The organism is Thermomonospora cellulosilytica, assembly GCF_014138835.1.
GTDB lineage: Bacteria > Actinomycetota > Actinomycetes > Streptosporangiales > Streptosporangiaceae > Thermomonospora > Thermomonospora amylolytica.
In genome coordinates, this window is the sequence record NZ_JACJII010000001.1 from 6748501 (window position 1) to 6769102 (window position 20602).

Sequence of the window (20602 nt, forward strand, 5' to 3'; positions counted from 1 at the left end):
CAGGTCTTCCTTTCCGGGGAAGGGACTTTGTCTTTTCCGGCGGAAGTCGCGTTTTCGGGGCCTCACGTTCCGGCGGAGACGCATGCCCGGCGGCGGGAACGTCAGGCGGACACGCGTTCCGGTGGAGACGTGCGTTCGGCGACATCCCCGTCCCGGCGGGCGCACGTCCAGTGCGCGGGGAGGCGCCGTTCCGGTGGATGCGTGGTCCGGGGTCAGCGGGGGCGGGCGGGGGTGTGGGTCAGGGGGATGTCGATGGTGACCTCGGTGCCGCCGCCGGGGCGGGCGGCGAAGGCCAGGTGGCCGCCGAGTTCGCCGACGATGAGGGTGCGGACGATCTGGAGGCCGAGGCTGGTGGTGCCCTCGACGTCGAAGTCCGGGGGCAGGCCCACGCCGTTGTCGGAGACGACGACCCGCAGGTGCGGGGGGTCGCCGGGGGTGCGCTCGGCGCGGACCTCCAGCTCGCCGTAGCGGTCGCCCAGGCCGTGCTGGAGGGCGTTCTGCAGCAGTTCGGTGAGGACCATCGCCAGGGGGGTGGCGATCTGGGCGGGGAGCACGCCGAAGGCGCCGGTGCGCTTGGGGACGACCTGGGTCTCGGGGGCGGAGACCTCGCCGGCCATGGTCATCACCCGGTCGGCGATGTCGTCGAAGTCGATCAGCTCGTCGGGGGTGTGCGAGAGGGTCTCGTGGACGATCGCGATGGAGCCGACCCGGCGGACCGCCTCGTCGAGGGCGGCGCGGCCCTCGGGGACCCGCAGCCGGCGGGCCTGCAGGCGGAGCAGGGCGGCGACGGTCTGCAGGTTGTTCTTGACCCGGTGGTGGATCTCCCGGATGGTGGCGTCCTTGGTCATCAGCTCGCGGTCCCGCCAGCGCAGCTCGGTGACGTCGCGGACCAGCACGATCGCGCCGATCCGGGCGCCGGAGACCACCAGCGGGATGGTGCGCAGCTGTACGACGGAGCCCTGCGCCTCGACCTCGGCCTCCCGGGCGGCGGCCCCGCCCAGCACCCGGACCAGCGACTCCTCCGTCGGCTCGCCGGTGTCCACCAGCCGCCGGGTGACCTCGCCGAGGTGCTCGCCGACCAGGTCGGTGGCCATGCCCAGACGGCGGTAGGCGGACTGGGCGTTCGGGCTGGCGTAGGTGACCCGGCCGGCCTTGTCCAGCCGCAGCAGCCCGTCCCCGACCCGCGGGGAACGGACCAGGTTGGGCTCGGTGTCGACGATCGGGAACCGGCCCTCGGAGATCATCTGGGCCAGGTCGCTGGCGCTCTGCAGGTAGGTCAGCTCCAGCCGGCTCGGGGTGCGGGCCGAGCTGAGGTTGGTGCTGCGCTGGATGACGCCGAGGATCTTGCCGGCGCGGCGGACCGGGATGGACTCCTCGCGGACCGGGATGCCGCTCCCCCACTCCGGGTCGCCCTCCCGGACGATGCGCTGCTCCCGCCAGGCCACGTCGATCAGCCCGCGCCGGCCGCTGCGCACGACCTTGCCGACCAGGTCCTCCGGGTACGCGGTGGGGCCGGTGGTGGGGCGCATCTGGGCCAGGCAGATCCAGCCGGGGACGTCCCCGCCGGGCACCGCGCCGCGTTCGGGTACCCACAGCACCAGGTCGGCGAACGACAGGTCGGCCAGCAACTGCCAGTCCGAGACCAGCGCGTGCAGCCACTCCAAATCGGCGGGCTGCAGATCTGTCCGGGTCCGCACTAGATCGCTCAACGTCGGCACCCGACCATCATCCCAGGCCACCGGTACTGGCAGAATGCGGCCTCCGGGCGAGAGGAGGACAGGTGAGCGATCCACTGGCGCGGCTGCGCCGGGCGACCCTGCGGCGCGAGGAGGCCGGGCTGCGTCGCCGGCTGCGCCCGCGCGGGCCGGACTTCGACGGTCTCATCGACCTGGCGTCCAACGACTATCTCGGGCTGTCCCGGGACCCCCGGCTGGTGGAGGGGGCGGTACGGGCGGCCCGCGAGTGGGGCACCGGCTCGACCGGCTCCCGGCTGGTCACCGGCACCACCGAACTGCACGAGGAGCTGGACCGGCGGCTGGCCGCGTTCACCGGGACGCCCGCCGGGCTGGTGTTCTCCTCGGGGTTCCTGGCCAACCTGGGAGCGGTGACGGCCCTGGCCGGGCCCGGCACGCTGGTGGTGTCCGACCAGGTCAACCACGCCTCGATCGTGGACGCCTGCCGGCTGTCGCGCGCCAGGGTGGTGATCTCGCCGCACCGGGACGTGGCGGCGGTGGAGGAGGCGCTGGCCCGCCGCGAGGAGGAGCACGCGCTGGTGGTGACCGACGCGGTGTTCTCCGTGGACGGCGACCTGGCCCCGCTGCGCGAGCTGCACGCGGCCGCCCGCCGGCACGGGGCGCTGCTGGTGGTCGACGAGGCGCACGCGCTCGGTGTGGTCGGCGAGTACGGCCAGGGCGCGGCGCACGCCGCCGGGCTGGCCGGGGAGCCCGACGTGGTGCTCACCCTCACCCTGTCCAAGTCGCTGGCCTCCCAGGGCGGCGCGGTGCTCGGCGCCCCCGAGGTGATCGAGACGCTGGTCGACGTGGGCCGGTCGTTCATCTTCGACACCGGGCTGGCGCCCGCGGCGGCGGGGGCCGCGCTGGCCGCGCTCGACGTGCTGGCCGCCGAACCGGAACTGCCCGCCCGCGCCCGCCGGCAGGCCCGCCGGATCCGCGACATGGCCGCCGGGCTGGGCCTTGCGACCACTCCCGGCAGCCCCGACGCCGCGGTGGTGCCGGTGGTGCTGGGCGATCCGCACGCCGCGGTACGGGCCGCCGACATCTGCTTCGAGCACGGCGCACGGGTCGGCTGCTTCCGCCCGCCGTCGGTGCCGCCGGGCCGCGCCTGTCTGCGGCTCACAGCCCGGGCCTCCCTCACAGAGGCGGAACTCACAGTCCTCGAAGGGGCGCTGCAGAAGGTACGGGCCGAAACAGGGCCGTAATCTTCATGCGTAACATCGGGGCCAACCCACGGTGAACCCGAGAAGACAGTGACGGCGTGCGGCCCGAGTGTGCCGCCCCTGCGAGCGGAGCCACCCCATGACACTGAGCGAACGGGTGGGCAGGCATGAGCCGCAGGCGCGCGGCGCCGGCCGGACCGAGAAGGGCGTGCGGCGCGTCGGCGCGCACCGGGGGGCGGACAGTGAACTCGCGGTGAACGAGGCCGGTGCCGCCGGGCGCACCGGAGGTGAGCGGAGGGCACGCATGGGCACGGAACGGGCCCCGCTGGGCGATCTCGGGTACCCGGGGCCCCGCATCCCCAAGTACTACAAGCTCAAGGAACTGCTGGTCGAGCTGATCCAGTCGCTGCCGCCGGGGAGCCCGCTGCCGCCGGAGCGCACGCTGGCCGAGAAGTACGAGACCTCCCGCACCACCGTGCGGCAGGCGCTGGCGGAGCTGGTGGTGGAGGGCCGGCTGCAGCGGATCCAGGGCAAGGGCACGTTCGTGGCCAAGCCCAAGGTCGCCCAGGAGCTCCAGCTCACCAGCTACACCGAGGAGATGCGGCACCACGGGCTGCACCCGGAGACCAAGATCCTCGACATCGGCTACGCCAGCGCCGACGAGCGGCTGGCCCGGCTGCTGGGCATCCGCCCCGGCGGCCGGGTGCTGCGCATCCACCGGCTCCGGCTGGCCGACGGCGAGCCCATGTCGATCGACACCTCGCACCTGCCCGCCCGCCGCTTCCCCGGCCTGCGCCGCGAGCTGCCCCGGCACCGTTCCCTGTACGAGACGCTGAGCACCGCCTACGACGTCCACCTGGCCGAGGCCGAGGAGGTCATCGAGACCGTCCTGGCCACCCCCCACGACGCCCAGCTCCTCGGCGTCGACGTCGGCCTGCCCATGCTGCTGCTGTCCCGGCACGCCTTCGACACCGAGGGCCAGCCCGTCGAGTGGGCCCAGTCCCTCTACCGCGGTGACCGCTACAAGTTCATCACCCGCCTGCGCCGCCGCTGACGACATGGACGGGAGCCCCCACACCCCGCTGACAGGAGCCTCCAGCACCTCGTTCCCGCGCCCTCGCACCCGAAGGTCCTGAAGACCACAGCGGGCGCGCCCGCGTGACCGTGAGGAGGAGCGGACAAGATCGCGAGGAACGAGCGATCTTGTCCGCGACGACGAACGGCCACGCGTCCTCAGGCGCGCGAGCCGCCGCGGCGGAGCCGCGGCTAAAGGGTGCGCGAGAGGGCCTTGATGGGCATCTGGAGCTCGGTGAGCAGGTCGAGGTCCTGCTCGGCGGGGCGGCCCAGGGTGGTGAGGTAGTTGCCGACGATGATGGCGTTGATGCCGCCCAGCATGCCCGAGCGGGTGCCCAGGTCGCCGAGGGTGAGCTCGCGGCCGCCGGCGTAGCGCAGGATGGTGCGCGGCAGGGCGAGCCGGAACGTCCCGATGGTCTTGAGCGCCTCGGTGCCCTCGACCAGGCCGTACCGCTCGAACGGGGTGCCGGGACGGGGGGTCAGGAAGTTGAGCGGGACCTCGTCGGGCTCCAGCTCGGCGAGCTGGCCGGCGAACTCGGCGCGCTGCTCGACGGTCTCGCCCATGCCGATGATGCCGCCGCAGCACAGCTCCATGCCCGCCTCCTTGACCATGAGGCAGGTCTCCCAGCGCTCCTCCCAGGAGTGGGTGGTGACCACGTTGGGGAAGTGCGAGCGGGCGGTCTCCAGGTTGTGGTTGTAGCGGTGCACGCCCATCGCCACCAGCTCGTCGACCTGCTCCTGGGTGAGCATGCCCAGCGAGCAGGCGATGTTGATCTCGACGGCCTCGTTGATGGCCTTGATCCCCTCGCGGACCTGCTCCATCAGCCGCCGGTCCGGGCCGCGCACGGCGGCCACGATGCAGAACTCGGTGGCGCCGGTCTTGGCGGTCTCCTTGGCGGCCTCCACCAGCTCGGGGATGTTCAGCCACACCGAGCGCACCGGGGACTCGAACTTGCCGGACTGGGAGCAGAAGTGACAGTCCTCGGGGCAGCCGCCGGTCTTCAGCGACACGATGCCCTCGACCTCGACCTCCGGGCCGCACCAGCGCATCCGTACCTCGTGGGCCAGCGCCAGCAGGTCCTCGAGCCGCTCGTCGGGGAGGGTCAGGCACTCGTGGGCCTGCTCGGCGGTCAGTCCCTTGCCCTCCTCCAGCACCTGGCGGCGGGCCACCTCGATGATGTCGGTCACAAGCGTCTCCTTCAGTCGAGGGCGTAGGTGTTTCGGAACGTAGCAGCGTCGAACGTGCCGCCCAGCGCCGGGGCCAGGCCCGCGCGCGCCGTCAGCAGGAACTCCGCCGGGTCCAGCGCACCGGCCCCGGCCGGCAGCACCCCCGCCAGCGGGCGGGCGGCGATGGTCTCCAGATCGGTGATGTTGCTGCGCATGGCCAGGTCCGGCTCGGCGGGCCACGACCCGATCACCACCCCGGCCAGCTGCACCCCGCGGTGCGCCATGGCCTCCAGGGTCAGCGCCGTGTGGTTGAGGGTCCCCAGGTCGGGCCGGGCCACCACGACGACCGCGGCGTTCAGCCAGCGGGCCAGGTCGGCGAGGGTGGTGCCCTCGGCGTCGTAGCGGACCAGCAGCCCCCCGGCGCCCTCCACCAGCACCAGCGAACGGCTGTCGGCCAGCTTGCTGATCTGCCCGGCGACGTCGGCCAGCCGCAGCGGCGGCAGCCCGGCCCGGCGGGCGGCCGCGGCGGGCGACAGCGGGTCGGGGAAACGGGCGAACTCGTGCAGGTCGTCCACCCCGGCCAGGCGCGCCACCTCGTCCAGGTCGCCGGGCTCGCCCGGGGCCACGCCGGTCTGGCCGGGCTTGACCACCGCCACCGAGGAACCGCGCGCCCGGGCCACGGTGGCCAGCGCGGCGGTGACGATGGTCTTGCCGACGCCGGTACACGTCCCGGTCACCATGAGAACGCTCACGACCGGCAGGTTAGCGCGGTGCCGCGATCAGGACTTCGACTGAATCCCACAGCGTTCGGCGGGGAGATTTGTACCGTTGCGGACTACGGAACCCGGCCGGAGGGCGGAACGTCCAACGCGCATGCGCGCGGCACCGGGCAGGACCAGCGGCGCAGTGGCGGCGGTGCTGGCCGTCTGCGCGATGGCGGGCTGCGCGGGGTCGCCGGACGCGCCGGACCCGGTCCCCGCCTCGCCCGCGCCCGACGCGCTGGTGCTGCGGCGGCACCTGTCGGGCGGCATCGGGGGGATCGGCCTGCACGGCTCGGTGCCGGACCTGTCGGTGTACGGGGACGGCCGGGTGATCGCCGTCCGCGAGGACGGGGCGCGCCACGAGCCGCTGCCGCGGCTCCAGGAGTACCGGCTCACCCCGCGGGCGTTGCGGCGGCTGATCGACGACGCCTTCGCCGCCGGGCTCGCCGAGCCCCGCAGGGTGCGCCGCGAGAACGTGGCCGACGCGTTCACGCTGACCGTCAGGTTCGGGTCGGCGGTGACGACGATCGAGCATCCCGGCGACGACGATCCGGCCGTCCGGTTCGCCGAACGGCGGCTGGCGCCGGAACGCTGGCCCCGGCAGGACCTGGCCGCGCCGCCGGGCCCCTACCGCGTCGAACGGCTGGCGGCGCTGTTCCACCCGCAGGCCGACGACCCCGGGAACGTCAGGCGGTGGCCGTTCACGCCGCCCGGCACGCAGGAGCGGCCGTGCCTGGTCCTCCAGGGACGAGACGCGGCACGCGCCCTGCGGATCGCCGAGGACACCGACGGGCGTACCGCATGGGGCGACGGGGGGCGTGCCTATACGGTCCGCTGGCGTCCGCTGCTGCCGGGAGAGGACGGCTGCGCGGACGTCACCGGACCGTGACGCCGGGTCGGACGACCGCAGCGAAGCGGGGATCGTCTGACCCGATCTTCGGGGGGTCTGGGGGTCGCCCCCCGGAAGAACGGGTCAGGCCGAGGTGAGGATCCCGTGCTCGACGCAGCGGGCGGTCCAGCCCGTCGGCGTCACCTGCACGACCATGCGGCGCGCGCACCGCCCGCAGTAACGCGGCGGCTCCAGCGCGCGCGCCTGGCGGCACTGCTCGTGCCCGCCGTCCGCCGACGGCTTCCCGCACCGGTCACAGTAGGTCTCCACGGCCCGGCCCCTTCACTGCTACTCGATGACGGCGATCAGGTCGCCTTCCTGGACGACGTCGCCCTCGGCCACCTTGAGCGCGGTGATCGTCCCGTCGGCGTCGGCCACCACGGGGATCTCCATCTTCATCGACTCCAGGATGACCAGTTCGTCGCCGTCGACGACCTGGTCGCCCTCGGCGACGACCACCTTCCACACGTTAGCGACCATCTCCGCGCGCACTTCCGCCACCCCGGGCTCCTTTCCTCGTCACGGTCGTGTCCCGGATCCGGCGGCCGGCGCCCCGCCTAGCGGCGGCGCATCCGGTCCACCAGCCCGGTGTCGTAGGTCCCGGCGACGAACTCCGCGTCGCCGAGCAGTTCGGTGAAGAACGGCAGGTTGGTCTTCAGCCCCTCGATCTGGAACGCCGCCACCGCCTGCCCGGCGCGGCGCAGCGCGGCCGGCCGGTCGGTGCCGTGCACGCACAGCTTGGCCAGCAGCGGGTCGTAGAACGGGGTCACGGTGTTGCCCTCGGCGTAGCCGGCGTCGATCCGCACGCCCTCGCCGACCGGCTCCTCCCAGATCTTGATCTCCCCCGGGCTGGGCAGGAAGCGCTGCGGGTCCTCGGCGTACACCCGGAACTCGATGGCGTGCCCGTGCGGCTCGGTGGAGGTGAACGAGGGCGGCTCGCCGGCCGCGATCAGCAGTTGCTGCTCCACCAGGTCGATCCCGGTGACCAGCTCGGTGATCGGGTGCTCGACCTGCAGCCGGGTGTTCATCTCCAGGAACACGAACTCCTGCGCGGCCGGGTCGACCAGGAACTCCACCGTCCCGGCGCCGCGGTAGCCGACCGCCTCCCCGGCGCGGACCGCGGCGGCCAGCATCCGGGCCCGCAGCTCCGGCGACACCCCCGGCGAGGGGGTCTCCTCGACGATCTTCTGGTGCCGGCGCTGCACCGAGCAGTCCCGCTCGCCCAGGGCCAGCACGGTGCCGTCGGCCAGCCCGAGGATCTGCACCTCGACGTGCCGGGCCCGCTCGATGTACCGCTCCAGCAGGATGTCGGGGTTGCTGAAGAACCGCTCGGCGCGGGTGCGGGCGGTCTGGTACACCTTCACCAGCTCGGCCTCGTCGCGGGCGGCGCCCATCCCGATGCCGCCGCCCCCGCCGGCGGCCTTGACCATCACCGGGTAGCCGATCCGCTCGGCCTCGGCGACCGCGGTGGCGGCGTCCGGCACCGGCTCCCACACCCCCGGGGACACCGGCACGCCCGCCTCGATCATCAGGTTGCGCGCGTTGATCTTGTCGCCCATCCGGGCGATGGCCAGCGGCGGCGGGCCGATCCACACCAGTCCCTGCGCGGTCACCCGCTCGGCGAACTCGGCGTTCTCCGACAGGAACCCGTAGCCGGGGTGCACCGCCTGCGCGTTGGTGCGGCGGGCGGCCTCCAGCACCCGGTCGATGTCCAGGTAGCTCTTGGCGGGCGGTGGCGGGCCGATGAGCACCGCCTCGTCGGCCTCGGCCACGAACGGCAGGTCGGCGTCGGCCTCGGAGTACACGGCGATCGCCTTGAGCCCCATCGCGCGCACCGTGTGGATGACCCGGCTGGCGATCTCGCCGCGGTTGGCCACCAGAACGGACTCGAACACCGCTCCCCCTCTCGCATCCGACCCCGGTGACGATAGTCCCGCGGCGGCGCGAGGGGCGGTCGCGACGGCGACAAATCTGGACCGCGCGGCTTTGGACGGTATCGCGCTTCCGGCCGCGCCGGTCAGCGGGGGCGGCGCTCGACCACCCGGGCCAGCGCCTCCACCACGGTCGGGTCGTACTCGACCGCGGAGTCCAGCCGGAGCCGTTCCAGCACCGCGGCGCTGCGGTCCCGGTCGGTGGACTCCCCGACCAGGTCGTCGTAGGCGTTGGCGACCTTGATGATGCGGCTGGCCAGGGGCGGCGGCGGGAGCGGCGCGGCGGGGGCCGGCCCGGCGTCGGCGTCCGGCGGGCCGGAGGGGACGGCGGCGCGGTACGGGTCGGCCTGGCGGCGGACGATGTAGGCGACCCGGTCCAGCACGCCGGTCTCCTTGATGACGGCGGCGCCCAGCTCGGCGATGCGGCGCTGCTCGTTCGGGGAGGCCAGCACGGTCGCGCCGCCGGGGATCGGGTCGCCCAGCGACAGCTGCCCGATGTCGTGCATCAGCGCCGCGTACTCCAGCTCCAGTAGCTCCTCCTCCGACATCCCCAGCTCCCGGCCCATCGCCACGGCCAGCCGGGACACCCGGCGGGAGTGGCCGGTCTCCACGTACCCGCCGACCTCGGTGACCCGGGACAGGGCGCGGACGGTCTGCAGGTAGGTGGCGCGGATCCCGGCGTACCGGCGGAACGCGAACTGGGTGACCAGGATCGGGGCGGTGAACACCAGCAGCGCGGCGCGGCCCATCACCGCGGTGGCCACCGCGATCAGCATGCCGGTCGCCGCGGTGGCCATGCACAGCGCCATCTTGGCGCGGATCTCGTCGCGCACCGCGATCCCGAACCGGGCGCGCACCGACTCGGCGCGGATCAGCGCGGCGATGCAGACCTCGATGAAGCAGGATCCCCCCACGATGGCGACCATCAGGCACAGCGTGGGGGCCCAGCCCAGGTCCAGCGACGCCAGCGGCCGGAAACACAGCGCCACCATCGCGATGGTCAGCAGCCGGCGGGCCATCGCGTCCGGGCGGGGCATCCGGCCCACCGCGATGTGCGGCAGCGAGCCGACGCACATCGCGCCCGCGGCCACCGCGACGACCTGCAGCGCCGAGTGGTCGGCGGGCACGCCGGGACCGACGGTGGTGAGCAGCGCGTAGCCGAGCCCGCCGGCGCTGGCGACCGGCGCCACCTCCCGGTTGCCGGGCATCACCATGCGGAACAGCTCGCCGAGCGCCACCAGCAGGCCGAAGATCACCGCGACCTCGGGCTGCACCAGCCCGCGCGCGGCCACGGCCGCCACCGACCCGGCCACCAGCAGCCCGGCGACGGCGACCACGACGACCCGGCCGGTGTCGGGCCGCGGCCGGGCGGACCGCCGGCGGGGGCCGGCCGTTGCGGCGGCGCTCATGACTTCGCGATCTTGATCGGCATGCTGGGGTCGTCGTGGTCCTGCTGGGTGGTCTCCACGACGTCGTCCTCCGGCGGCACCACCGGCTCCGGCGGCTCCCAGCCGTGCCGTTCCAGCGCGCGCAGGAACGCCTCCACCATCACCGGGTCGAAGTGGTCCCCGGCGCCCCGGCGCAGCTCCTCGATCGCCTCCTCCTTGGAGCGGGCGGCCCGGTAGGAGCGGTTGGAGGTCATCGAGTCGAACGCGTCGGCCACCGAGATCACCCGGGCGAACTCGGGGATCTCGTCCCCGGCCAGCCCCATCGGGTAGCCGCGGCCGTTCATCCGCTCGTGGTGGTGCATGATCCCGGCCAGCGCCTCGTCCAGGAACCCGATCTCCCGGACGATCTCCAGCCCGCGCATCGGGTGCAGCTGGATCGCGGCGAACTCCTCCTCGGTCAGTGGCCCGTCCTTCTGCAGCACCTTGGTGGGCACCCCGAGCTTGCCGACGTCGTGCAGCATCCCGGCGTAGCGGATGGCCTCCACCCGGTCCGGCCGCATGCCGATCTCCTGGGCGATCATCACCGACCCGCGGGAGACCCGTTCGCTGTGCCCGCGGGTGTAGTAGTCCTTGGTCTCCACCGCCTGGCACAGCGCGGCCAGCGTCGCGGCGTGCGCCTGCTGCTGGGCGTGCGTCTGGGCCAGCGCCCAGCGCGCGATGAACAGCGGCAGCAGCACCAGCACCGCCGAGAACGGCCCGACCGCGCCCCACAGCCCGGCGATCAGCAGCCCGAACATGCCGTAGCCCAGGCAGCCCACCGCCAGCTCGCCGCTCTCGTGCAGCAGCTCCTGGCCGGTGGCCTGCCGGCTGATCAGCAGGATCCCGGCCATCAGCAGCAGGTTCACGGTGACGAAGGTGACCAGCGCGCCCAGGAACGGCCCGATCACCTGCTCCACCCACTGCTCGTGGCCGGGCGGGTACCGGTCGCCGCCGAGCGCCGCGAACACCATCCCGGCCGCGTACCCGCTCAGCGCGAACTGGGCGCCGTTGAACAGCCGTTTGACCGGCGCGAAGAACCGCTGCCCGGTGACGATCGCGGTGGCCCCGACCAGCGCGGCGCCGCCCGCCCCCAGCCAGACCACCGAGGCCAGGCCGGCGGCGTAGCCGAGCGACACGCGGGCGCGCTCGACGTTCAGCTTGGCCGGCGCCGAGTCGCAGATCAGGAACAGCGCCGCCAGCACGGCCAGCGCCCGCAGGTCCAGGTCCGCCAGCGGCGCGGTGCCGATGGCCGCCGCGGCCAGCGCGACCACCACGCTCACATACGCCCAGGCTGCGGGAGGTAGTCCCCGCATTGCCGCCCCCTCGGGAGTCGACGATCGAGCGGGCCGCCCTCGTCTGGGCCGGTGGCCCGTGCCGGACGCCGTTCGTCTGGGGGGCGACCCCCGGACCCCCGAAGGGCGGGCTCGGGCGGGCCTCGCTCCGCAGAGCTCCGCTGCGGTCGCCCGAGTCCTGTCGCGTTCCGGCGTGTCCGGCTCCCCCGCCACCCCTGCAGGCCGGGAGGCGCCCGCCGCCAACGCGGCCAAGCCTAGACGGCTGCGACCCGCGTCACAGGGGCAACCGCCAAATCGTGAGCAAGGCGTGAGCCATTCGTCACCACAGGCGACCCGGACCCCGCGGTCACCGCCCGCGCGCCCACTCCACCGTCGCGGCCAGCCCCTCGCGCAGCGCGGTGCGCGGCCGCCAGTCCAGGACCTCCGCGGTGGGAACGGGATCGACCGCCATGGCCCGCAGGTCGCCGAGCCGGGCCGGGGCGGCGCCCGGCCGGTCGGGGGCGCCCGCCGCCTCGGCGACCAGGGTGTGCAGCTCCCGGTCGGTGGTCTGCACGCCGGTGCCCACGTTCAGCCGGCACCCGCCGCCGCGTTCCCCGCAGGCCAGCGCGAACGCCTCCACCACGTCGAGGACGTAGACATAGTCGCGGGTGTTGCCGCCGTCGCCGTACACCTTGGTGGGGGTGCCGTGCAGCAGGCCGTCGGTGAAGATCGAGACCACCCCGGCCTCCCCCTCGGGGACCTGGCGGGGGCCGTAGACGTTGGCCAGCACCAGGGTGGTGAAGTCCAGTCCGTGCAGCGCCCTGTAGGTCTGCAGGTAGATCTCGCCGGCCACCTTGGAGGAGGCGTACGGCGAGGCGGGCCGCAACTCGGCGTCGGGCGGGACCGGCAGCTTGTCCGGCACCCCGTAGACGGCGCAACTGGAGGCGAAGACCACCTTGCGGGACCCGGCGACGCGGGCCGCCTCCAGCACGTTCACCGTGCCCAGCACGTTGACCCGCGCGTCGTGCCGCGGGTCGGCCACGCTGGAGCGCACGCTGACCTGGGCGGCCAGATGGCAGACCACCTCGGGGCGGCGCCGGGCGGCCAGCTCGACCAGCCCCGGGTCGCACACGTCCAGCCGGTGGAAGTCGGCGCCGGCCGGCACGTTGCGGCCCGAGGACAGATCGTCGACGCCGATCACCTCGTGGCCGTCGGCCAGCAGCCGATCGACCAGGTGGGATCCGATGAAGCCGGCCGCGCCGGTGACGAGAACGAGCACCCGAGCACGATAGCGCGCCCTGGTCAGGCGACCGCAGCGGAGCTCTGCGGAGCGAGGATCGCCTGACCAGGGCTTTTCGGGGGCCTGGGGGTCGGCCCCCAGACGAAACCGGTCAGGCGGCCGCAGCGGAGCCCTGCCGGGCGGGGCCGCCCGGCCTGCCCCTTCGTGAGGCCTGGGCGTGCCTCAGGCGCGTTCGGTGTCCACCATCGTGTCCACCGCCTCGGCGGGCGCCTGCGGGCCGCCGACCTCCGCGCACAGCTGCTCGATGCGGCCCAGCACCTTGGCGCGCAGGTCCCCGGGCACCGGCTCGCACCCGCAGGACTTGCTCACCAGCTTCTTGACCGCCTCCTCCAGGCCGTACTCGCGCAGGCAGGGGCCGCACTCGTCGAGGTGCTTGCGGATCTGCGCGCAGCCGTGGTCGTCGAGCTCGCCGTCCAGATAGGAGTAGACGTGGGCGAGCACCTCGGTGCAGGGCGTCTCGTGGGGTTTTCCGCAGCTCATCGCTCATTCACCTCGTCATGCCGAAGGCCCGCCGTACCGTGCGCGCCCCGGCGCGCCCGTGCCCTGCTCACGACCCCTCCCCCGTACGGGTCAGGCCGCGTTCGCGGGCGTAGTCCTCCAGCATCGATCGGAGCTGCCGCCGGCCGCGGTGCAGCCGGGACATGACGGTGCCGATCGGGGTGCCCATGATGTCCGCGATCTCCTTGTAGGCGAACCCCTCCACGTCGGCCAGGTAGACCGCGATGCGGAACTCCTCGGGCAGCTCCTGCAGCGCCGTCTTGACGTCGGAGTCCGGCAGGTGCTCCAGGGCCTCGGCCTCGGCCGACTTCAGCCCGGTGGAGGTGTGCGACTCGGCCCTGGCCAGCTGCCAGTCCTCGATCTCCTCGGTCGCCGACTGCTGCGGCTGCCGCTGCCGCTTGCGGTAGTTGTTGATGAAGGTGTTCGTCAGGATGCGGTACAGCCAGGCCTTGAGGTTGGTGCCCTCTTTGAACTGATGGAAGGACGCGAAGGCCTTGGCGAAGGTCTCCTGGACGAGATCCTCCGCGTCGGCCGGGTTGCGGGTCATCCGCAACGCCGCCGAGTACAGCTGGTCCAAGAACGGGAGCACGTCGCGCTGGAAACGCTCCTGGCGCTGCTCCACGGTCTCCGTGGTGCCCGGGACCTGACCCACCCCCTCGATGCCGGCGACACGTTCGCCACCGTACGTCTCAGAAGATATAGGGCGGCGCTGCCGTGGCACGACAGCGACCCCCAGAGGGTCGGCAACTGCTGCGGGCGTCGACGCCATCGGTGTCCAATCTTCCCCGGTGAACCGGCCGGGATCATCCTCCCGGCGGCGTGCGGTCGCGACTGTTACAGGCGTGTGCAACGCGTAGTCCCGCCGTGGGATTCCCGGCCGGCCGGCGGAGCCGGGACAACGTCCGGACTTTGCCCGACGAGCCGTTTCATCACAATCTCGACCGGGGGTGAGGCCGAGCATCGAGGGGGGAACAAGTCACGTACATGGCGAGAACAGGAGCAACCTTGCTGCCGCTGCCGGCCACGCCCCCCGAACGCCCGATCAGCAGCCTGCGCAACGATCCGGGCACGGGCGACGACCTGGGGCTGTACTGGAACTTCTACCACGCCGTGGCGGCGGCCCAGCTGCAGCGGTGGCTGCCCAAGCGGCGGGCCCGGGTGCTGGACGTGTCCGGCGGGCGGACGATGACCGCCGCCCGGGCCGCGGCGGCCGGGCACACCGTGGTCGAGGTGCTGGCCGCCGCCCCCGGACCGGGCGGCGGCGCACGGCGGGCGGCGGCGCCGCGGCCGCCGGGCCGGCCGTACCGCACCGGCCGGGAGCGCGCCGGTCGGGCCGGCACGGTGCACCGGGTGATCGGCGACCCCTCGTCGCTGGGGTTCCTGGCCGACGCCTGCATGGACGCGGTGATCGCCGAGGACCGGATGCTGTCGCGGCACCTGGCCGCCGAGACCACCGTCGGGGAGCTGGCCCGGGTGCTGCGGCCGGGCGGCCGGATGCTGCTCAGCGTGGACTCGCTGATGCTGGGGATGGCGATCCTGGCCGAGCAGAACTACTGGGCGCACCTGTCGGACGTGCCGCGCGCCGAGGTGGTGCTGGTGCCCTGGCCGGACGGCACGATCACCCGCTGCTTCTGGTCCGACCAGCTGCGCGAGCTGCTCACCGAGGCCGGGCTCGAGGTGGAGTGGATCCGGCCGCGCACGGTGCTGTCGCCGTCCACGGTGGAGCACGTGCTGACCGCCGACGAGCACGCGCTCGGCCGTCTGGTGCGCACCGAGCTGACCGCCCTGGTCACCGACGAGTCGGTGGGCATCCACCTGGTGGCCAGCGCGATCCGCTCCGAACGCCGCTGAGCCCGGCCCGGGCGGGCCCGGGCCGCGCCCGCGAAGAGCGCCCCGAGATCTGCCGGACACGACCTAGCGGCGGGCGCGGTCGTAGGCGGCCTGGCAGGTGACGCAGCGGGCCGCGTCGGGGCGGGCCTCCAGCCGGCCCTCGGCCACCGGGCGGCGGCAGCTGACGCAGCGCCCGTAGGTGCCGGCGGCGATCCGCTGCAGCGCTGCCAGCACCGCGTTGCGCTGCCGTCGCATGGCCTCCAGCGAGGCCGCCACGCGCTGGGCGTCCGACAGGTCGGACCCGGCGTCGGCCGGATGCACCTCGTACCCGGACTCGCCGGTCAGCAGGGCGATGGACCGGTCCAGATCGGCCAGCATGGCCTCCAGGCGGGCACGGGCGGCGGCGGGGTCCACGGTGGTCGGCGCTCCAATCCCGGTCCCCCGTGCCCGGCCTCGTGCGCGCCCCGCCCGGCGGCCCGCCGGAACGGGCCGTCAGAACAGGGAGCTCGATTCGGAGTGGTCTCCCGGTATATGCCCGTCCGTTGCCGGACGTATAAGTTCCGGCCCGTTGTTTTTCACGTTGTTGACGGCCTTGGAGACCGGATAGGCCTCCATCGTCCCGTTCATCGCGGGCACCAGCAGTTCACGGACCTCCTCGACGGCGGTCAGCCCCGGGTCCAGCCAGTCGTCCCAGTGCTCGGGCCGCACCACCATCGGCATCCGGTCGTGGATCCGGCCCACGTCGTCGGTGGCCTGGGTGGTGATCACGGTGCAGGTCCACAGCCACTCGTCCTCGGGGGAACGCCACAGCTCGTACAGCCCGGCCATCGCCATCACCGCGCCGTCCCGCGGGCGGATGAAGAACGGCTGCTTGCTCGGCTTGCGCCCCTCCTCGGCCTGGGCGGTGTACCACTCGAAGAAGCCGTCGGCCGGCAGCAGGCAGCGCCGTTTGGCGAACGCCCGGCGGAACGACGGCTTCTCGTGCACCGTCTCGGCCCGCGCGTTGATCAGCCGATTGCCGATCTTGATGTCCTTGGCCCACGAGGGCACCAGCCCCCACCGCAGCGCCCGCAGCTGCCGGACGGCCTCCTCCTCGTCGTCCCCGGGCGGCCGGGTGAGCACCGCGGGCACCTTCTTGGTCGGCGCGACGTTGTAGTCGGGCCGGATGGCGTCCTCGGTGGCGTCCAGCTGCACCTGGAACTCTTCGATCAATTCCTGTCGCGCCCGTGCCGACGCGTATCTGCCGCACATGTGCCCATCGTGCCCCTTCCCGGTGACAAACCGCCCGCCCGCGGGGCGTTCGACAAATAAACGCGCGCGGCGCGGGCATAGAGCGGGCATGCAACCCATCAGAGCCGTGGCCCGACCGTTGGTGGCCACTTCCTTCATCGTGTCCGGGATGGAGAGGCTGCGTGATCCCCGGTCGCGCGCCGAGGAGCTGGCCCCCTCCATCAAGCCGATCGCCGACCGGGTGGACTGGCTCGCCGGCAAGGACCCCGAGATGCTGGTACGGGTGCAGGGAGCGATCGGGGTGGGCGCCGGGACGCTGCTGGCGCTCGGCAGGTTCCCCCGGCTGTCGGCGCTGCTGCTGGCGGCCTCGCTGCTGCCCACCCTGGTGGCCGAGCACCAGTACTGGGCCGAGGACGATCCCGAACGCCGCGAGACGGAGCGTTCGCTGCTGCTGCTCAAGGGCGGGCTGGCGGCGGCGCTGCTGATGCTCGCCACCGAGCCGCGCCGGTACCGGAACCTGGCGGCGCTGCGGCGGCAGGCGCACGACGCCCGCACCCGGGCCGCCGTGGAGACCCGCGCGATGCGCCGGCAGGCGCAGGCCGAGATGCGCCAGGCCCGCCGGGAGGCGGCCCGCCAAGTGCGCCGGGCGCGCCGCGAGGCGCTCCGCTCGGCCAAGGCCCCGGCCAAGATCCCGGCCAGGATCCCGGTCAAGATCAAGCGGTGACCGGAACCGGCCGCCCGTCATAGGGTGGCGGCCACCGGCGGGAAAGGGGGTGTCGGCATGCCGGATCCGGTCGAGCACACCGATGTCGGCGCCTATGCCCTGGGCCTGCTGGAGGACGCCGACCGCCGCGCCTTCGAGGAGCACCTGGCCGGCTGCCCCGCCTGCGCGGCCGAGCTGCGCAGGCTCACCGGCGCGGCGGACGCCCTGCGCGCCCTGCGCGACGATCCCGGCGCGGATCAGCGCCCGAGCGGCCAGGACCGGCCGCAGAGCACCGCGAGCGGGCCGCGCGGCCCTGAGTGAGCGGCGTCCGGGACCGCGAGGAAAGGGCCGTGCGCCACGGGCTCGCTAACCTTGCGGTATGTCCTCCTCCAACTGGGTCGCGCCGGTGGCCGCCGGGCCGGTCGACGCCACCGTGGAGCTGCCCGGCTCCAAGTCGATGACCAACCGGGCGCTGATCCTGGCGGCGCTGGCCGACGGGCCGGTGCGCGTCGTCCGCCCGCTGCGCAGCCGCGACACCCTGCTGATGGCGCGGGCGCTGCGCGCGCTGGGCGTGCCGATCGCCGACGACGGCGACGACTGGCTGGTCGAGCCCGGTGGGCGCGGGCCGCTGGACGGGCCGGTCCAGGTCGACGTGGGCCTGGCCGGGACGGTGATGCGGTTCCTGCCGCCGGTGGCGGCGCTGGCCGACGGCGAGGTGACGATCGACGGCGACCCGCGGGCCCGGGAACGGCCGATGCGGCCGATCATCGAGGCGCTGCGGGCCCTCGGCGCGGAGATCGACGACGGCGGGCGCGGCGCGCTGCCGTTCACCGTGCGCGGCCGGGGCGGGCTGGCGGGCGGCGCGGTCACCATCGACGCCTCCGGTTCGTCGCAGCTGGTCTCCGGGCTGCTGCTGGCCGCCCCCCGGTACGCCAAGGGCGTGGAGGTCCGGCACGAGGGCCCGCCCGTTCCGTCCGCCCCGCACCTGGAGATGACGGTGCGGATGCTGCGGGACGCGGGCGCGACCGTGGAGACCGGCGAGGACGTGTGGCGGGTGGCGCCCGGCGCGCTGCGCGGCGGCGAGCAGGTGATCGAGCCCGACCTGTCGAACGCGGCCCAGTTCCTGGGGGCGGCGCTGGTGACCGGCGGGCGGGTGACCGTTCCGGGCTGGCCCGCCGAGACCACCCAGCCGGGCGACGCGCTGCGCGGGCTGCTGGCCGCGATGGGCGGCGAGGTGTCGCTCGGCCCGGACGGGCTGACCGTACGGGGCACCGGCACGCTGCGGGGCCTGGACGCCGACCTGCGCGACGTGGGCGAGCTGACCCCGGTGATCGCGGCGCTGGCGGCGCTGGCGGCGGGCCCGTCCCGGCTGACCGGGATCGCGCACCTGCGCGGGCACGAGACCGACCGGCTGGCCGCCCTGGCGCGGGAGATCAACGCGCTGGGCGGGGACGCCCGGGAGCTGCCGGACGGGCTGGAGATCCGGCCCCGCCCGCTGCACGGCGGGCTGTGGCGCACCTACGACGACCACCGGATGGTGATGGCCGCCGCGGTGCTGGGCCTGGCGGTCGAGGGTGTGGAGATACAGAACGTGGGCACGGTGGGCAAGACGCTCCCCGACTTCACCGAACGCTGGACCCGCATGCTGGGGGTTTGACGCTGGCACGACGACTGAGGGACTTCGACGAGGACGACGTCCGGGTGCGGCCGGGCCGGCGCGGCTCGCGCCCGCGCACCCGCCGCCGGCCCGCGCACGAGGACGCGGTGACCGGCTTCGTCACGGCGGTCGACCGGGGCCGCTACCGGTGCCTGCTCGGCGACCGGATGGTCACCGCGATGCGGGCCCGCGAGCTGGGCCGCAAGGGCGTCGTGGTGGGCGACCGGGTGGCGCTGGTCGGCGACGTGTCCGGCGACCCTGACGCGCTGGCCCGGATCGTGCGGGTGCACCCGCGCTCCTCGGCGCTGCGGCGCACCGCCGACGACACCGAGCCGTTCGAGCGGATCATCGTCGCCAACGCCGACCGGCTGGTGATCGTGACGGCGCTGGCCGACCCGCCGCCGCGGCCCCGGATGATCGACCGCTGCCTGGTGGCGGCGCACGACGCCGGGCTGGACCCGCTGCTGTGCCTGACCAAGTCGGACCTGGCGTCCCCCGACGAGCTGCTGGCGATCTACGCGCCGCTGGGCGTGCCGTACGTGGTGACGCACCACGCCACCGAGCTGGACGAGCTGCGCGAGCACCTGACCGGCCGCACCAGCGTGCTGGTCGGGCACTCCGGCGTCGGCAAGTCCACCCTGGTCAACGCGCTGGTGCCGGAGGCCCGGCGGGCGGTCAGCCACGTCAACGCGGTGACCGGCCGGGGCCGGCACACCTCGTCGTCGGCGATCGCGTTCGAGCTGCCGGAGGGCGGCTGGATCATCGACACCCCGGGCGTGCGCAGCTTCGGCCTGGCCCACGTCAAGCCCGAGGACGTCGTCGCCGCGTTCCCCGACCTGGCCGAGGGCGCGACCCGGTGCCCGCGCGGCTGCGACCACCTGCAGCCCGACTGCGCCCTGGACGCCTGGGCGGCCGAGGGGCACGCCGACCCGCACCGCCTGGACTCCATGCGCCGGCTGCTGGCCAACCGCGCGGACACCGACACCGACTGACACGTCCGTCCGGGGGACGCCCCCCAGACCCCCGATGACCGGCCCGGGTCAGACCTGCTCGGTGGGCATGATGGTGATCTCGGGCAGGTTGACGTGCCAGGGCTGCGCGGCGACGTAGGCGACGAGTTCGGCGACGTCCTGGTCGGTCAGCCAGGTGAGCGCCGTGCGCCAGTCCTCGAGCATGGCGACCGCCTCGGGGTGGTCGACGTGCCCCTGCAGTTCGGTGGCGACCAGGCCGGGCTGGATGTTGGTGACCCGGACCCGCCGGGGCCCCAGCTCGGTCCGCAGGTTGCGGGACAGGTGGGTGACGGCGGCCTTGGTGGCGCAGTAGACGGCGTAGCCGGGGAACGCCATGACGGCGGCGACCGACGAGATGTCGATCAGGTCGGCGGGCCGGCCCTCGGCGGCGGCCGCCACCAGGTCGTCCACGAAGGCGTGCGCCACCCGGATCGCGCCGGTCACGTTGGTGTCGATCATCCGCTGCCACTCGCCGGTCCGGCCGTCGGCGAACGGGGCCGCCAGCATCACGCCCGCGTTGTTGAGCACCAGGTCCACCCGGCCGAACTCGCCGGCGATGCGGGCGCGGGCGCGGTCGAGGGAGGCCGGGTCGGTGGCGTCGAAGACGACGGGCAGCGCCGCGTCGCCCAGGTCGGCGGCCAGCCCCTCCAGCCGGTCGGCCCGGCGGGCCAGCAGCGCCACCCGGGCGCCCCGGTCGGCCAGCACGCGGGCGGCGGCGGCGCCGATGCCGCTGGAGGCGCCGGTGACGACGGCGGTCCGGCCGGTGAGCGGCCGCGCGGCGGCGGTGGTTTCCACGGTGGTGGAGGTCATGCCGTGTTTCTCCTCGCTGGTCGTTGGCTCGACGTCCCCCATGCTCGGCGGGGCGGAGGCGGTCACCCAGCGCACTGGTCCACCGGGGCACGGGTTTCCTGGGTCTGCCAGGACCACCCTCATCGGGTCGCGGGCGCCGATACTGGAC

At 74.0% G+C, this 20602-nt stretch carries 22 protein-coding genes; 8 read left to right on the forward strand and 14 right to left on the reverse strand.

The window, feature by feature from the left end; genetic code table 11:
• Positions 1-212: 212 nt before the first annotated feature.
• Positions 213-1718: a PAS domain-containing sensor histidine kinase gene (locus HNR21_RS31680; RefSeq protein ID WP_119729055.1), complete on the reverse strand. Its 1506-nt coding sequence runs from the start codon at positions 1716-1718 to the stop codon at positions 213-215.
• 62 nt (positions 1719-1780) lie between these two features.
• Here HNR21_RS31680 and HNR21_RS31685 point away from each other — a divergent pair, with 62 nt between their 5' ends.
• Complete coding sequence (locus HNR21_RS31685; protein WP_182708031.1) at positions 1781-2938, forward strand: 8-amino-7-oxononanoate synthase; 1158 nt, start codon at positions 1781-1783, stop codon at positions 2936-2938.
• A gap of 262 nt (positions 2939-3200) precedes the next feature.
• On the forward strand, positions 3201-3950 hold the full coding sequence (locus HNR21_RS31690) for a GntR family transcriptional regulator (protein ID WP_119731889.1): 750 nt from the start codon (positions 3201-3203) through the stop codon (positions 3948-3950).
• 212 nt (positions 3951-4162) lie between these two features.
• On the opposite strand, the gene bioB is transcribed toward HNR21_RS31690, so the two are convergent.
• On the reverse strand, positions 4163-5158 hold the full coding sequence (gene bioB / locus HNR21_RS31695; RefSeq protein ID WP_182708032.1) for a biotin synthase BioB: 996 nt from the start codon (positions 5156-5158) through the stop codon (positions 4163-4165).
• Positions 5159-5169: 11 nt separating this feature from the next.
• Positions 5170-5889, reverse strand: coding sequence for a dethiobiotin synthase (gene bioD / locus HNR21_RS31700; RefSeq protein ID WP_182708033.1), 720 nt, complete (start codon positions 5887-5889; stop codon positions 5170-5172).
• A 121-nt stretch (positions 5890-6010) separates the two neighbouring features.
• Between bioD and HNR21_RS31705 the strand changes: the two genes are divergently transcribed.
• On the forward strand, positions 6011-6787 hold the full coding sequence (locus tag HNR21_RS31705) for a hypothetical protein (protein ID WP_182708034.1): 777 nt from the start codon (positions 6011-6013) through the stop codon (positions 6785-6787).
• An 84-nt stretch (positions 6788-6871) separates the two neighbouring features.
• Here HNR21_RS31705 and bsaP read toward each other — a convergent pair whose 3' ends face one another.
• The 8 genes from bsaP to HNR21_RS31745 all read right to left on the reverse strand — a co-directional run bounded on the left by bsaP (position 6872) and on the right by HNR21_RS31745 (position 13866).
• Positions 6872-7057, reverse strand: a complete 186-nt coding sequence (gene bsaP, locus HNR21_RS31710; protein ID WP_119729051.1) for a biotin synthase auxiliary protein BsaP — start codon at positions 7055-7057, stop codon at positions 6872-6874.
• Between the two features lie 18 nt (positions 7058-7075).
• Complete coding sequence (locus HNR21_RS31715; RefSeq protein ID WP_182708035.1) at positions 7076-7288, reverse strand: biotin/lipoyl-binding carrier protein; 213 nt, start codon at positions 7286-7288, stop codon at positions 7076-7078.
• Between the two features lie 56 nt (positions 7289-7344).
• A complete protein-coding gene (locus HNR21_RS31720) occupies positions 7345-8682 on the reverse strand; it encodes an acetyl-CoA carboxylase biotin carboxylase subunit (RefSeq protein ID WP_182708036.1) in 1338 nt (445 codons plus the stop codon).
• 122 nt (positions 8683-8804) lie between these two features.
• Complete coding sequence (locus HNR21_RS31725) at positions 8805-10127, reverse strand: HD-GYP domain-containing protein (protein ID WP_182708037.1); 1323 nt, start codon at positions 10125-10127, stop codon at positions 8805-8807.
• Positions 10124-11458 (reverse strand): HD-GYP domain-containing protein, encoded by a 1335-nt coding sequence (locus tag HNR21_RS31730; protein WP_182708038.1) that lies wholly within the window; start codon positions 11456-11458, stop codon positions 10124-10126. The genes HNR21_RS31725 and HNR21_RS31730 overlap by 4 nt, the downstream gene beginning before the upstream one ends.
• Before the next feature lie 325 nt (positions 11459-11783).
• Entirely contained in the window at positions 11784-12695 is a 912-nt protein-coding gene (locus HNR21_RS31735; protein ID WP_182708039.1) for an NAD-dependent epimerase/dehydratase family protein, read from the reverse strand.
• Between the two features lie 183 nt (positions 12696-12878).
• Entirely contained in the window at positions 12879-13196 is a 318-nt protein-coding gene (gene rsrA / locus HNR21_RS31740; RefSeq protein WP_182708040.1) for a mycothiol system anti-sigma-R factor, read from the reverse strand.
• Positions 13197-13263: 67 nt separating this feature from the next.
• A complete protein-coding gene (locus tag HNR21_RS31745; protein WP_198679115.1) occupies positions 13264-13866 on the reverse strand; it encodes a sigma-70 family RNA polymerase sigma factor in 603 nt (200 codons plus the stop codon).
• Positions 13867-14219: 353 nt separating this feature from the next.
• Here HNR21_RS31745 and HNR21_RS31750 point away from each other — a divergent pair, with 353 nt between their 5' ends.
• Complete coding sequence (locus HNR21_RS31750) at positions 14220-15065, forward strand: methyltransferase domain-containing protein (protein WP_246442392.1); 846 nt, start codon at positions 14220-14222, stop codon at positions 15063-15065.
• Positions 15066-15128: 63 nt separating this feature from the next.
• Here the strand turns inward: HNR21_RS31750 and HNR21_RS31755 are convergent, their stop codons facing one another.
• Together HNR21_RS31755 and HNR21_RS31760 are read right to left on the reverse strand one after the other, a co-directional pair.
• Complete coding sequence (locus HNR21_RS31755; protein WP_182708042.1) at positions 15129-15458, reverse strand: TraR/DksA family transcriptional regulator; 330 nt, start codon at positions 15456-15458, stop codon at positions 15129-15131.
• A gap of 78 nt (positions 15459-15536) precedes the next feature.
• Positions 15537-16295 (reverse strand): SOS response-associated peptidase, encoded by a 759-nt coding sequence (locus HNR21_RS31760; RefSeq protein WP_182708043.1) that lies wholly within the window; start codon positions 16293-16295, stop codon positions 15537-15539.
• Between the two features lie 88 nt (positions 16296-16383).
• Between HNR21_RS31760 and HNR21_RS31765 the strand changes: the two genes are divergently transcribed.
• Genes HNR21_RS31765 through rsgA form a run of 4 tightly spaced genes read left to right on the forward strand, consistent with a single transcriptional unit; the run spans position 16384 to position 19626 of the window.
• Positions 16384-16998, forward strand: coding sequence for a DoxX family membrane protein (locus HNR21_RS31765; RefSeq protein ID WP_182708044.1), 615 nt, complete (start codon positions 16384-16386; stop codon positions 16996-16998).
• A 57-nt stretch (positions 16999-17055) separates the two neighbouring features.
• The gene (locus tag HNR21_RS36225; protein ID WP_182708045.1) at positions 17056-17298 is read left to right on the forward strand and encodes a zf-HC2 domain-containing protein; all 243 of its coding nucleotides are present in this window, start codon (positions 17056-17058) and stop codon (positions 17296-17298) included.
• 58 nt (positions 17299-17356) lie between these two features.
• Positions 17357-18634, forward strand: coding sequence for a 3-phosphoshikimate 1-carboxyvinyltransferase (gene aroA, locus HNR21_RS31775; RefSeq protein ID WP_182708046.1), 1278 nt, complete (start codon positions 17357-17359; stop codon positions 18632-18634).
• Positions 18631-19626 (forward strand): ribosome small subunit-dependent GTPase A, encoded by a 996-nt coding sequence (gene rsgA / locus HNR21_RS31780; RefSeq protein WP_376766612.1) that lies wholly within the window; start codon positions 18631-18633, stop codon positions 19624-19626. Before aroA ends, rsgA begins: the two co-directional genes overlap by 4 nt.
• A gap of 48 nt (positions 19627-19674) precedes the next feature.
• Here the strand turns inward: rsgA and HNR21_RS31785 are convergent, their stop codons facing one another.
• The gene (locus HNR21_RS31785) at positions 19675-20454 is read right to left on the reverse strand and encodes an SDR family oxidoreductase (protein ID WP_182708047.1); all 780 of its coding nucleotides are present in this window, start codon (positions 20452-20454) and stop codon (positions 19675-19677) included.
• Between the last annotated feature and the right edge of the window lie 148 nt (positions 20455-20602).

Bases quoted from the DNA above. Each gene is read 5' to 3' on its own strand.
- HNR21_RS31690 (WP_119731889.1), top strand. From the start codon at position 3,201: ATGGGCACGGAACGGGCCCCGCTGGGCGATCTCGGGTACCCGGGGCCC.
- HNR21_RS31705 (WP_182708034.1), top strand. From the start codon at position 6,011: ATGCGCGCGGCACCGGGCAGGACCAGCGGCGCAGTGGCGGCGGTGCTG.
- HNR21_RS31725 (WP_182708037.1), bottom strand. From the start codon at position 10,127: ATGAGCGCCGCCGCAACGGCCGGCCCCCGCCGGCGGTCCGCCCGGCCG.
- HNR21_RS31730 (WP_182708038.1), bottom strand. From the start codon at position 11,458: ATGCGGGGACTACCTCCCGCAGCCTGGGCGTATGTGAGCGTGGTGGTC.
- rsrA (WP_182708040.1), bottom strand. From the start codon at position 13,196: ATGAGCTGCGGAAAACCCCACGAGACGCCCTGCACCGAGGTGCTCGCC.
- HNR21_RS31760 (WP_182708043.1), bottom strand. From the start codon at position 16,295: ATGTGCGGCAGATACGCGTCGGCACGGGCGCGACAGGAATTGATCGAA.
- HNR21_RS31765 (WP_182708044.1), top strand. From the start codon at position 16,384: ATGCAACCCATCAGAGCCGTGGCCCGACCGTTGGTGGCCACTTCCTTC.
- HNR21_RS36225 (WP_182708045.1), top strand. From the start codon at position 17,056: ATGCCGGATCCGGTCGAGCACACCGATGTCGGCGCCTATGCCCTGGGC.
- aroA (WP_182708046.1), top strand. From the start codon at position 17,357: ATGTCCTCCTCCAACTGGGTCGCGCCGGTGGCCGCCGGGCCGGTCGAC.
- HNR21_RS31785 (WP_182708047.1), bottom strand. From the start codon at position 20,454: ATGACCTCCACCACCGTGGAAACCACCGCCGCCGCGCGGCCGCTCACC.